The sequence below is a fragment of the Mycobacterium sp. E787 genome, assembly GCF_001668725.1.
In the GTDB taxonomy this organism is placed as follows: Bacteria; Actinomycetota; Actinomycetes; order Mycobacteriales; family Mycobacteriaceae; genus Mycobacterium.
Genome location: NZ_LZKL01000015.1, coordinates 1 through 12,083 on the forward strand (window position 1 = coordinate 1; position 12,083 = coordinate 12,083).

General features: G+C 72.1%; 12 protein-coding genes and 1 pseudogene. 7 read left to right on the top strand and 6 right to left on the bottom strand.

Translation table 11 applies throughout. From position 1 onward, the window contains the following. Both manB and A5705_RS02110 read right to left on the bottom strand, forming a co-directional pair. Nucleotides 1-873, bottom strand: a pseudogene (gene manB / locus A5705_RS02105) (phosphomannomutase/phosphoglucomutase); the annotation flags it as partial. A gap of 112 nt (nt 874-985) precedes the next feature. Further along, complete coding sequence (locus tag A5705_RS02110; protein ID WP_082956244.1) at nt 986-1,447, bottom strand: DUF3499 domain-containing protein; 462 nt, start codon at nt 1,445-1,447, stop codon at nt 986-988. A gap of 172 nt (nt 1,448-1,619) precedes the next feature. Between A5705_RS02110 and A5705_RS02115 the strand changes: the two genes are divergently transcribed. Continuing rightward, the gene (locus A5705_RS02115; RefSeq protein WP_067161129.1) at nt 1,620-2,042 is read left to right on the top strand and encodes a metallopeptidase family protein; all 423 of its coding nucleotides are present in this window, start codon (nt 1,620-1,622) and stop codon (nt 2,040-2,042) included. A gap of 34 nt (nt 2,043-2,076) precedes the next feature. Here A5705_RS02115 and A5705_RS02120 read toward each other — a convergent pair whose 3' ends face one another. Then, nucleotides 2,077-2,415, bottom strand: a complete 339-nt coding sequence (locus A5705_RS02120) for a WhiB family transcriptional regulator (RefSeq protein ID WP_067883371.1) — start codon at nt 2,413-2,415, stop codon at nt 2,077-2,079. Nucleotides 2,416-2,734: 319 nt separating this feature from the next. Between A5705_RS02120 and cofD the strand changes: the two genes are divergently transcribed. From cofD to A5705_RS02140, 4 genes are read left to right on the top strand one after another with little or no spacing between them, the layout of a single operon-like run. Then, complete coding sequence (gene cofD, locus A5705_RS02125) at nt 2,735-3,730, top strand: 2-phospho-L-lactate transferase (protein WP_067883370.1); 996 nt, start codon at nt 2,735-2,737, stop codon at nt 3,728-3,730. Beyond that, nucleotides 3,727-5,076 carry a coenzyme F420-0:L-glutamate ligase gene (locus A5705_RS02130; RefSeq protein ID WP_068274999.1) on the top strand — a complete coding sequence of 450 codons (1,350 nt, stop codon included), beginning with the start codon at nt 3,727-3,729 and terminating at the stop codon, nt 5,074-5,076. The genes cofD and A5705_RS02130 overlap by 4 nt, the downstream gene beginning before the upstream one ends. Before the next feature lie 10 nt (nt 5,077-5,086). Then, a complete protein-coding gene (locus A5705_RS02135; RefSeq protein ID WP_068275001.1) occupies nt 5,087-6,673 on the top strand; it encodes a class I SAM-dependent methyltransferase in 1,587 nt (528 codons plus the stop codon). After that, nucleotides 6,670-7,209 (top strand): NUDIX hydrolase, encoded by a 540-nt coding sequence (locus A5705_RS02140; protein ID WP_068275010.1) that lies wholly within the window; start codon nt 6,670-6,672, stop codon nt 7,207-7,209. The genes A5705_RS02135 and A5705_RS02140 overlap by 4 nt, the downstream gene beginning before the upstream one ends. A 58-nt stretch (nt 7,210-7,267) precedes the next feature. On the opposite strand, the gene A5705_RS02145 is transcribed toward A5705_RS02140, so the two are convergent. The 3 genes from A5705_RS02145 to rfbD are packed head-to-tail and all read right to left on the bottom strand — an operon-like array spanning nt 7,268 to nt 10,137. Then, the gene (locus tag A5705_RS02145; protein ID WP_068275004.1) at nt 7,268-8,344 is read right to left on the bottom strand and encodes a sugar phosphate nucleotidyltransferase; all 1,077 of its coding nucleotides are present in this window, start codon (nt 8,342-8,344) and stop codon (nt 7,268-7,270) included. 1 nt (nt 8,345) lies between these two features. After that, nucleotides 8,346-9,245 (bottom strand): glycosyltransferase family 2 protein, encoded by a 900-nt coding sequence (locus A5705_RS02150; RefSeq protein ID WP_068275007.1) that lies wholly within the window; start codon nt 9,243-9,245, stop codon nt 8,346-8,348. Next, nucleotides 9,238-10,137: a dTDP-4-dehydrorhamnose reductase gene (gene rfbD, locus A5705_RS02155; protein ID WP_067883365.1), complete on the bottom strand. Its 900-nt coding sequence runs from the start codon at nt 10,135-10,137 to the stop codon at nt 9,238-9,240. The genes A5705_RS02150 and rfbD overlap by 8 nt, the downstream gene beginning before the upstream one ends. A gap of 74 nt (nt 10,138-10,211) precedes the next feature. On the opposite strand from rfbD, the gene A5705_RS02160 reads away from it, so the two are divergent. Beyond that, complete coding sequence (locus tag A5705_RS02160; protein ID WP_369803384.1) at nt 10,212-11,699, top strand: LCP family protein; 1,488 nt, start codon at nt 10,212-10,214, stop codon at nt 11,697-11,699. After that, on the top strand, nt 11,687-12,083 hold a 397-nt coding region (locus A5705_RS02165), incomplete at its 3' end, for a TIGR03089 family protein (protein ID WP_197521226.1). The genes A5705_RS02160 and A5705_RS02165, both read left to right, overlap by 13 nt.

Sequence of the window (12,083 nt, forward strand, 5' to 3'; positions counted from 1 at the left end):
CGAGCTGGGCCGGGAGATCGGCGCCACGATCATCCACAACGTGATCACCTCCCGCGCGGTGCCCGAACTGGTCACCGTCGACGGCGACACCAGCCGCCCGCCCTCGTCGACCACGAAGCACCGGTCGGCGTCCCCGTCGAAGGCCAGCCCGATGTCGGCTTCGGTGTCGCGGACGAACTTCTGCAGGTCCACCAGGTTGGCCGGGTCAAGCGGGTTGGCCTCGTGGTTGGGAAACGAACCGTCGAGTTCGAAGTACAACGGCAGCAAGGTGATCGAGTCGATCGCGCCGAGGACGGCCGGGGCGGTGTGGCCGGCCATGCCGTTGCCCGCGTCCACGGCCACCCGCAGCGGGCGCAGGCCGGAGGTGTCCACCAGCGAACGCAGGAAAGCCCCGTAGTCGGCCAGGACGTCGCGATCGCTGACGGTCCCGGGCGGGCCGTCGTACGGCCGCACCCCGGCGATGAGATCGTCGCTGATGACGCTCAGCCCGGTGTCCGCCCCGACCGGTTTGGCGCCGGCCCGGCACAGCTTGATGCCGTTGTAGGCCGCCGGGTTGTGGCTCGCGGTGAACATCGCGCCCGGGCAGTCCAACAGCCCGGAGGCGAAATAAAGCTGGTCGGTGGACGCCAAACCGATCCGCACCACGTCCAGGCCCTGGCTCGTCACCCCGCGAGCGAAGGCCGCGGCCAACGCCGGCGAACTGTCCCGCATGTCGTGGCCGAGCGCCACCTGCCGAGCGCCCTCACCGCGCATCAACGTGGCGAAGGCGGCGCCCAGATCGGCGACCAGCGGCTCGTCGAGTTCCTCTCCGACCAGCCCGCGAACGTCGTACGCCTTGACGACGCGCCGGACGGTCGCGGCGGACCGAGACATGCGAACTCCTGACGCTCCTGATGATGGGTCCCTTGGCGTCAGCCTATCGGCCCGGGAAGAACCTGCGGCGCGTTAGACCCGGCAAGTGGGAGCCAGTCCCGGCCAGTCGAAACTAGTCCGAGGGGTCCGGCAACACCCGCAAATGTCCGCGGCGGCGACCGGAACGGTGCTCAGGCGGCGCGAGCAGCCCGCTGCTCGGCGCGGTGGCCTGGGTTCCGGCGTGGATGTGGGGATCGGCGAACCCGTCGAAGCCGTTTCGGGGCGCACCGGCGATCGGGCGGGAACGGCCCGCGTCGCCCGGGCGGCCCTCCCGCACCGCGTCGGCGAGGGCGACCAGGTCGTCCTCGTCCGGGTGGGTGGGCTCGGAAAAGAGGGGTCCGGCGTGGCGCACGAGGTCCCAGCCGCGGGGCGCGGTGATCCGGCCGGCATGGCCGACGCACAGGTCCCACGAATGCGGTTCGCGCGCGGTGGCCAGTGGGCCCACCACCGCCGTCGAGTCCGAGTAGACGAACGTCAGGGTCGCCACGGCGTAGTGCGGACACCCGGGCCGGCAACAGCGACGGGGAACGTTCACGCCGAAAGGCTATCGTGCGCAAACGCCACGGAAGCGCCGGACACGCGCATCCGCTCGACCCGCGATGTACAACCGTTACCATCGGCGCGTGGGCGATTCCGGCGGCTCCCCGCAAAGCGATCGGCCCGGGCGCCGGTCGGCTTCCTACCGCGCGTCGCGCCGGGGTCGCGACATGCGCGGCCCGCTGCTGCCGCCGACGGTGCCGGGCTGGCGCAGCCGGGCCGAGCGGTTCGACATGGCGGTGCTGGAGGCCTACGAGCCCATCGAGCGGCGCTGGCAGGAGCGGGTGTCCGAGCTCGACGTGGCCGTCGACGAGATCCCGCGGATCGCCGCCAAGGATCCCGACAGCGTGCAGTGGCCGCCGGAGGTCATCGCCGACGGCCCGATCGCGCTCGCCCGGCTGATCCCGGCCGGCGTCGACGTCCGCGGCAACTCCACGCGGGCACGAATTGTCTTGTTCCGCAAGCCGATCGAGCGACGCGCCAAGGACACCGACGAACTTGGCGAGTTGTTGCACGAGATCCTGGTGGCCCAGGTGGCCATCTACCTCGACGTCGAGCCCTCGGTCATCGACCCCACCATCGACGACGAATGACGTTGCGCGGCGGGCGCGTCGCCGCGCGCCGGGGTCAGACTATGCCGCGCTTGAGGCGGCGGCGCTCGCGCTCGGAGAGCCCGCCCCAGATGCCGAAGCGCTCGTCGTGCGCCAGGGCGTACTCGAGGCACTCGTGGCGAACCTCGCAACCCAGGCAGATCTTCTTCGCCTCGCGGGTGGAGCCGCCCTTCTCCGGGAAGAAGGCCTCGGGGTCGGTCTGCGCGCACAGGGCGCGGTCCTGCCACTGATCCGGTGTCGCCGGCGGCAGGGGTTCGGGCTCGAAAGCGACTGGGGCATCGGGAACCACAGTCAGGTGCGGGCGGACGGGTGCCGCCGGCGCCGAGCCGATCATGGTGTGCGGTGTGCCTGTCATAACGCCCCGAAGGTGCTCATAAGACATGCTTCGTCCGCCTCCTCAGCTTTGATTTGAGAGAGTGAGTGCTTCCCACTGTTCTGATGTACAGACAATTCGAACAAGTGATCGAATCTCGGTCTGCGACACCGGAATCGGCCGGCCAACCGGGAAATGACACTGTTGTGATTAGACACTTGTTGACCTGCTTGGTCAAGCGTAATGGCCAATTTCCATATCATCTCGTGACGAAATTTCGGCGTTTCTGTTGTTTTCGGGTCTTCGGCGTGTCCATCACAATCCCGACACGGGCAGTACTGTCGAGCCCTGTGAAGGTCAAGTGAAGGTCACCGCTCTGGTCGGTGGGGTTGGCGGCGCCCGTTTCCTGCTGGGGATTCAACAGCTGCTCGGGCTGGGTCAGTTCCAAACGCAACAGGGCCCGGCGACCGACAGCCACGAGCTGACCGCGATCGTCAACGTCGGCGATGACGCCTGGATCCACGGGTTGCGCGTCTGTCCGGATCTGGACACCTGCATGTACACCTTAGGTGGAGGCGTCGACCCGGAGCGCGGGTGGGGTCACCGCGACGAAACCTGGCACGCCAAGGAGGAATTGGCGCGCTACGGCGTGCAGCCCGACTGGTTCCAGCTCGGCGACCGCGACCTGGGCACCCACCTGGTACGCACCCAGATGCTCAACGCGGGCTACCCGCTGTCACAGATCACCACCGCGCTGTGCGATCGCTGGCAGCCCGGCGCGCGGCTGGTGCCGGCGACCGACGACCGGTGCGAGACGCACGTCGTGATCACCGATCCGGCCGACGACCGCCGCCGCGCGATCCACTTCCAGGAGTGGTGGGTGCGCTACCGGGCGCAGGTGCCCACGCACAGCTTCGCGTTCGTCGGCGCCGAAAAGGCCGGCGCCGCAGCCGAAGCGGTGACCGCCATCGCCGACGCCGACGTCGTCCTGCTGGCGCCGTCCAACCCGGTGGTCAGCGTCGGCGCGATCCTCGCCGTCCCGGGCATCCGCGGGGCGCTGCGGGCGGCCCGCGCCCCGGTCGTCGGCTACTCGCCGATCATCGGCGGAAAGCCGTTGCGCGGCATGGCCGATGCCTGCCTGTCGGTGATCGGGGTGGAGTCCACCGCGGAGGCCGTCGGCCGGCACTTCGGCGCGCGGCGGGCCACCGGCATACTGGACTGCTGGCTGATCCACGAGGGCGACCGGGCCGACGTCGAGGGGGTGGCGGTGCGCGCGGTGCCGCTCTTGATGAGCGACCCCAAGGCGACGGCCGAGATGGTCCGCGCCGGGCTGGAGCTCGCGGGCGTGGACCGGTGAGTGAGCACGGCACCGCGGCCGCCGTCGAGATCCTGCCCGTCGCCGGGCTGCCCGAATTCCGGCCCGGCGACGACCTGGCCGCGGCCGTCGCCGCGGCGGCGCCCTGGCTGCGCCACGGCGACGTCGTCGTGGTGACCAGCAAGGTCGTCTCCAAGTGCGAGGGGCGCCTCGTGCCGGCCCCGGCCGATGCCGAGGCGCGCGATCGGCTGCGCCGCAAGCTCGTCGACGACGAGGCGGTGCGCGTGCTGGCGCGCAAGGGCCAGACCCTGATCACCGAGAACCGGCTCGGCCTGGTCCAGGCCGCTGCCGGGGTGGACGGGTCCAACGTGGGCCGCGACGAGCTGGCGCTGCTCCCGGTCGACCCCGACGCCAGCGCCGCGGCGCTGCGCGCCGGGCTGCGCGAGCGGCTCGGCGTCGACGTCGCCGTCGTCATCACCGACACGATGGGCCGCGCCTGGCGCAACGGCCAGACCGACGCGGCGGTCGGCGCGGCCGGTCTTCGCGTGCTGCACGGGTATTCGGGGGCCGTCGATGCGCACGGCAACGAGCTGGTGGTCACCGAGATCGCGATCGCCGACGAGGTCGCGGCCGCCGCCGATCTGGTCAAGGGCAAGCTGACCGCGATGCCGGTGGCCGTCGTGCGCGGGCTGCCCGCCCACGTCGTCACCGACGACGGCACGACCGCGCGACAGCTGCTGCGGCCCGGCGGGGAGGACCTGTTCTGGCTCGGCACCGCCGAGGCCCTCGACCTGGGCCGCCGGCAGGCCCAGCTGTTGCGCCGGTCGGTGCGCCGGTTCGGCGCCGAGCCCGTGCCGCCGGAGCTCATCGAGGAAGCCGTCGCCGAGGCCCTCACCGCGCCGGCCCCCCACCACACCCGGCCGGTCCGGTTCGTGTGGCTGCGGAATCCGTCCGCCCGGACCCGGCTGCTGGACCGCATGAAGGACAAGTGGCGCTCCGACCTCGCCGGTGACGGGCGCCCCGCCGACTCCGTCGAACGGCGGCTGGCGCGCGGCCAAATCCTCTACGACGCACCCGAAGTGGTGATCCCGTTCCTGGTGCCCGAGGGCGCCCACGCCTACCCCGACCCCGCCCGCACGGCCGCCGAGCACACCATGTTCACCGTCGCGGTCGGCGCGGCCGTGCAGGCCCTGCTGGTCGCGTTGGCGGTCCGCGGGGTGGGCAGCTGCTGGATCGGCTCGACGATCTTCGCCGCCGAGCTGGTCCGCGCCGAGCTTGGGCTGCCCGCCGACTGGGAGCCGCTGGGCGCCATCGCGATCGGCTATGCCGAGGAGCCGCCCGCGCCGCGCGCCGCGGCGGACCCCGGTGATCTGTTGATCCGCAAGTGATACTGGACCCGTGAATTTCGCGGGCAAGGCGGCCGCGTCGGCCGACAAGGTCCGCGGTGGCTACTACACGCCGGCCCCGGTGGCCCGGTTCCTCGCCCGCTGGGTGCGCGCGGCCGGTCCGCGCATCCTCGAGCCGTCCTGCGGCGACGGCGCGATCCTGCGCGAGCTGGCCGGGCTCGGCGGCCGGGCGCACGGCGTCGAGCTCATCGCCGACGAGGCGGCCAAGTCCCGGCGGTTCGCTCCCGTCGACACCGAGAACCTCTTCACCTGGATGGTCAAGGACCCCGGGGCCGAGGCGGGCGGCTGGGACGGCGCCGCGGGCAACCCGCCCTACATCCGATTCGGCAACTGGGCCGCCGACGAGCGCGCCCCCGCACTCGAACTCATGCGCCGCGAGGGCCTGCGTCCGAGCAGGCTGACCAACGCCTGGGTGCCGTTCGTCGTCGCCGCGACGCTCCTGGTGCGCGACGGCGGGCGGGTGGGCCTGGTGCTCCCGGCCGAGCTGCTCCAGGTCGGCTACGCCGCCCGGCTGCGCGAGTACCTGCTGAGCCGCTTTCGCGACATCACGCTGCTGACGTTCGACCGGCTGGTGTTCGACGGCATCCAGCAGGAGGTGGTGTTGTTCTGCGGTGTGGTCGGCGCGGGTCCCGCTCGAATGCGCACGATCAGCCTCCCCGGCGCCGGCGCTCTGGCCACGGTCGACCTCTCCCGGGCGCCGTCGGCGCCCGCGCTGCTGCACGAAGAGGAGAAGTGGACCAAGTACTTCCTCGACCCCGCCGCCATCCGGGTGCTGCGCGCGCTCAAGGGGTCGGGGGTCATGACCCGGCTCGGCTCCGTCGCCGGGGTGGACGTCGGCATCGTGACGGGCCGCAACAGCTTTTTCACCCTCACCGACGCGCAAGCCGGCGAGCTCGGGCTGCGGCGCCACTGCGTCCCGCTGGTCTCGCGCAGCGCGCAGTTGACCGGGCTGGTCTACGACACCGACTGCCGCACAAGCGACCTCGCCGCCGGCCACCGGACCTGGCTGCTCAACGCGCCGGCCGAGCCCGTCGATGCCGCCGTGGTCGCGCACATCGGCGCCGGTGAGGCCGCCGGCGTGCACCGCGGCTACAAGTGCTCGATCCGCGAGCCGTGGTGGGTCACCCCGTCGCTGTGGATCCCGGACCTGTTCCTGCTGCGCCAGATCCACCGGGCGCCGCGGCTGACCGTCAACGCGGCGGCCGCCACGAGCACCGACACCGTGCACCGGGTCCGCCTCGCGCCCGGTGTCGATCCGCGCGCGCTGGCCGCGGCGTTCCACAACAGCGTGACGTTCGCGTTCTCCGAGATCCTCGGCCGCAGCTACGGCGGGGGCGTCCTGGAGCTGGAGCCCGCCGAAGCCGAGCAGCTCCCCCTTCCCGCGCCGGCGCACGCCGGCGCCGACCTCGCCTGCGACGTCGACCTGTTGTTGCGGGCGGGCGAGATCGACAAGGCGCTGGACCTCGTCGACCGGCACGTCCTGATCGACCGGCTCGGCCTGCCCGCCGAGGTGGTCGGGGCGTGCCGCGCGGCCTGGGTCTCGCTGCGGGATCGCCGGACGAGGCGCGGATCCCGTTGAGCCTCCGCGAATCCGCGATCTCGCTGCTGACCGACTGGCGGGCCCCCGACCCGGCGCAGGATTCGCTGCGGCACGCCGTGCTGGCCTTCGTGCACGGCCGCCCCGACGCCTGCCGCCGCGAGTGCGTGCCGGGCCACGTCACGGCGTCGGCGCTGGTGCTCGATCACACGGGCACGCGGGTGCTGCTGACGTTGCACCCGCGGCTGGGCCGGTGGGTGCAACTCGGCGGGCACTGCGACGACGGCGACGCCGACGTCGTGGCGGCGGCCCTGCGCGAGGCCACCGAGGAGTCCGGCGTCGCCGGCCTGCGCATCGATCCCGAGCTGGCCGCCGTGCACGTCCACCCCGTCACGTGCTCGCTGGGCGTGCCGACGCGCCACCTGGACCTGCAATTCGTCGCGCACGCGCCCGCCGGCGCGCAGATCGCGATCAGCGACGAGTCCGACGACCTGCGCTGGTGGCCGGCCGGCGCGCTGCCGGACGGCACCGACCACGCGCTGGCGTATCTGGTGGGCCGGGCCATTCGCCGAGCGTGAAGCTAGCCGCACACTCGACGCCCAGCGTGCGGCCCGCCGCACATTCGGCGAGGGGGCCTCAGACGTCGCTCGAGTAGCGGATCCCGCCGTCGGGGATGGAGACACCGGGCCACACGCGGGCGCCACGCAACAGCTCGCAGCGGGCGCCGATGTCGGCGCCGTCGCCGATCACCCCGTCGCGGATCAGCGCCCGCGGTCCGATGCGCACACCGAAGCCGATGATGGACCGCTCGATCACGCTGCCGGCCTCGACCTTGACGCCGTCGAAGATCACCGCGCCGTCCAGCCGGACGCCCGGGCCGATCTCGGCGCCGCGCCCGACGACCGTGCCGCCGATCAGCACCGCGCCCGGCGACACCGCCGCGCCGTCGTGCACCAGCTGTTCGCCGCGGTGGCCGTGCAGGGCCGGCGACGGGGCGATCCCGCGGACGAGGTCCGCCGACCCGCGCACGAAGTCCTCGGGGGTGCCCATGTCGCGCCAGTAGGTGGCGTCGACGTAGCCGCAGACCTTGACTCCCTCGTCGGACAGCAGGGCCGGGAACACCTCGCGCTCCACCGAGACCTCCCGGCCTCGCGGGATTCGGTCGATGATCCGGCGTTCGAAGACGTAGCAGCCGGCGTTGATCTGGTCGGTCGGCGGGTCCTGGGTCTTCTCCAGAAACGCCGTGACGCGGCCGTTTTCGGTGGGCACGCAGCCGAACGCCCGCGGGTCGCCCACCCGCACCAGGTGCAGCGTCACATCGGCGTGCTCGTGGCGGTGGAATTCGAGCAGCTGACCCAGGTCGGCGCCGGAGAGCACGTCGCCGTTGAACACCATCACGGTGTCGTGGCGCAGGTGGCCGGCGACGTTGGCGATGCCGCCGCCGGTGCCCAGCGGGGAGTCCTCGGTCACGTATTCGATCTGCAGGCCCAGCTTCGAGCCGTCGCCGAACTCGGCCTCGAACACCTGGGGCCGATACGACGTACTCAGGATCACGTGCTCGATGCCCGCCGCCGCGATCCTCGACAGCAGATGGGTCAGAAACGGCAGCCCGGCCGTGGGCAGCATCGGCTTGGGCGCCGAGAGCGTCAGCGGCCGCAGCCGGGTGCCCTTGCCCCCGACCAGGACCACCGCGTCGACTTGAGGGCCTGTCACCTCAGCGCCCCCCTTTCGCCAGGCTCCGTCTCCGGCTGCGCAGCGAACTGCGCACCATCAGGCGCGAACGCACCGCCAACGAGGCCCGCAGCGTCCAGCGCAGCGGCGCCCGCCACCAACCGGAATTCCGATCGGCCAAGAATAGATACGTGCTTTTGTGATGGGCCGCAAGGTGGCTCGCCGGGTCGTGCCCGGTGGAGTGGCCCTTGTGGTGCAGCACCTCGGACGACGGCACGTAGACGCTCAGCCAGCCGGCCTTGCCCAGCCGGTCGCCGAGGTCGACGTCCTCCATGTACATGAAGTAGCGCTCGTCGAAGCCGCCGACCTGGCTGAAGGCCGACCGCCGCACCAGCAGGCACGACCCCGACAGCCAGCCCACCGCCCGTTCGCTGGGCTCCAGCCGCTCCTGGCGGTATGCCGCCGTCCAGGGGTTGCGCTTCCAGAACGGCCCGACCACCGCGTGCATGCCGCCGCGGATCAGGCTGGGCTGGTGGCGCGCCGACGGGTACACCGATCCGTCCGGATCCCGGATGAGCGGGCCCAGGGCGCCGGCGTGCGGCCAGCGGCCGGCGGCCTCCAGCAGGGCGTCGATGCTGCCCGGACCCCACTGCACATCGGGGTTGGCCACGATCACCCAGTCGTCGTCCACACCGCCGCTCTCGGAAAGTTGCGCCACGGCGCGGTTCACGGCGGTGCCGTACCCGAGGTTGGCGCCGGTGTCGAAGAGCCGCACGTTCGGGTAGCGCTCGACCGCGGCCTGGGGGGTCCCGTCGGTGGAGCCGTTGTCGGCCAACAGCACGCTGACGGGCCGCTCGGTGGCCAGCGACAGGGAGGCCAGGAACCGCTCCAGGTGCGGGCCCGGCGAATAGGTCACCGTCACGACCGGCAGGACGTCAGTCACGCGTCGAGGGTAACGGTCGGTCACTGCCCGATGCGGCCAGCGCCGCGACAAGCCCGGCGCGCCAGGGCCTTAGGGGCTTGAGGCCCGCCGCCGCGGACTCCCGGCCGCCCAGCGCGGAATAGGTCGGCCGCGGCGCCGGGCGGGGAAACTCGCCGGTGCTGACCGGCCGCACCCGGTCGGGGTCGGCCCCGCATTCCTCGAACACCGCGCGGGCCAGCTCGAAACGGGACACCGCACCCTCGTTGGCGGCGTGCAGGATGGGGCCGGGCACACCGTCGTCGGCGACCTGCAGCAGCGCGACGGCCAGGTCGGCGACGTAGGTCGGCGACCCGGCCTGGTCGTCGACCACGTTCACCGGTCCGTCCCCGGCGGCCAGGCGCCGCATGACGGCGACGAAGTCGTTGCCGGTTCCGCCGGTATAGAGCCAGGCGGTCCGGACGATGACGGCCTCCGGCAGCGCCGCCAGGACGGCCCGTTCGCCGGCGAGCTTGGACAGCGCGTACACGCCGCGCGCGTCGGTCGCGTCGCCGGGCTCGTAGGGACGCGGCCCGCCCTCTGGCGGGTCGCCGGTGAACATGTAATCGGTGGAGACGTGGATGAGCCTCGCGCCGGCTCGCGCGCAGGCCCGCGCGAGGATTTCCGGGCCGGTCGCGTTGACCGCGTACGCGCGCGCCTCGTCGCTCTCGGCGGAGTCGACGTTGGTGTAGGCGGCGCAGTTGATGACCACGTCGCCGGGGCGGATGTTGCGTTCGGCCGCCGCCGGGTCGGTGATGTCCCACTGCGACGACGTCAGCGCGAGCACCTCGCGTCCCCGCTCCGCCGCCAGCGTCGCCAAACAGCTGCCCAGTTGCCCCCCGGCTCCCGTGATAACGATTCTTGACCTGCCCGACATGCGTCGAGTTTGGCACGGCGCGGGCGCGCCGCCACCGGCTACCCGCGAAGCCGCTGTGTCGCAAGTAACCTAGTGTGATGCCTGTGCAACGTGTGCTTCGTGTGGTTGCCAGTGTCCTGACCATCGCGGTCCTCGTCGGCACCGGAATGGCGTGGGGCAATGTGCGGTCCTTCGAGGACGGCATCTTCCACATGTCCGCGCCCTCGCTGGGCAAGGGCGGCGACGACGGCGCGATCGACATCCTGCTCGTCGGGCTGGACAGCCGCACCGACGCGCACGGCAACCCCCTGTCCCAGGAGGAACTGGCCACCCTGCGGGCCGGTGACGAGGAAGCCACCAACACCGACACGATCATCCTGATCCGGATACCGAACAACGGTAAGTCGGCCACCGCGATCTCGATTCCCCGGGACTCCTACGTCGCGGCCCCCGGCCTGGGCAAGACGAAGATCAACGGCGTCTACGGCCAGACCCGGGAGGCCAAGCGGGCCAGCCTCGTCAAGGCCGGCGCTTCGGCCGCGGAAGCCGCCGCCGCGGGCACCGAGGCCGGCCGCGAGGCCCTGATCAAGACCGTCGCCGACCTCACCGGCGTCACCGTCGACCACTACGCCGAGATCGGCCTGCTCGGTTTCGCGTTGATCACCGACGCGCTCGGCGGTGTCGACGTGTGCCTCAAACAGCCCGTGTACGAGCCCCTTTCGGGCGCCGACTTCCCCGCCGGACAGCAACGGCTCGACGGCCCGGAGGCGCTCAGCTTCGTGCGCCAGCGCCACGACCTGCCGCGCGGCGACCTGGACCGCGTGGTGCGCCAGCAGGTGGTGATGGCGTCGCTGGCCCACCGGGTGATCTCCGGCAAGACGCTGTCCAGCCCCACCACGCTGCGCCGGCTGGAGGCGGCCGTCCAGCGCTCGGTGGTGATCTCCTCGGGTTGGGACGTCATGGATTTCGTCCAGCAGATGCAGAAGCTGGCCGGCGGCAACGTCGCCTTCGCCACGATCCCGGTGCTCGACGGCGCCGGCTGGAGCGACGACGGCATGCAGAGCGTGGTGCGCGTGGACCCGCATCAGGTGGCCGACTGGGTGGCGAGCCTGCTGCACGACCAGGCCCAGGGCAAGACCGAGGAACTCGCCTACACCCCCGCCAAGACCACCGCCAGTGTGGTCAACGACACCGACATCAACGGCCTGGCGGCCTCGGTGTCAGAGGTGTTGAGCTCCAAGGGATTTGCCACCGGAACCGTCGGCAACAACGACGGCGGCCACGTGAAGAGCAGCCAGGTGCGCGCCGCCAAGACCGACGACCTGGGCGCCCAGCAGGTCGCCAAGGAGCTGGGCGGGCTGCCGGTCGTCGCCGACCCGTCGCTGCCGGGCGGCTCGGTCAAGGTGGTGCTGGCCAACGACTACACCGGTCCGGGCTCGGGGCTTTCCGGCGGCGGTGGCTCCGCCGTGTCCGCGCGGGTGTCCAACGCGGCCGCCAACCCGGCGCAGGGGGCCGATCCGAATGTGCCGCCGCCGTCGCCGATCCTGACCGCCGGCTCCGACAAGCCCGAGTGCATCAACTGAGCGCGACGCTGTCCGCCGCCATCCTGGACCCGATGCTGCGGGACGATCCGGTCGGCCCGCGCATCACCTACTACGACGACGCGACCGGCGAGCGCATCGAATTGTCCGCCGCGACGCTGGCCAACTGGGCGGCCAAGACCGGCAACCTGCTGCGCGACGAACTGGGCGCCGGCCCGGCCAGCCGGGTCGCGATCCTGCTGCCGGCGCACTGGCAGACGGCGGCGGTCTTGTTCGGGGTGTGGTGGATCGGCGCCGAGGCGGTGCTCGAGGGCCCCGCCGATCTGGCGCTGTGCACGGCCGACCGGCTGGACGAGGCGGACGGTACCGGCGCCGCCGAGGTGGCGGTGCTGTCGCTGGACCCGTTCGGCCGGCCGGCGCCGGACC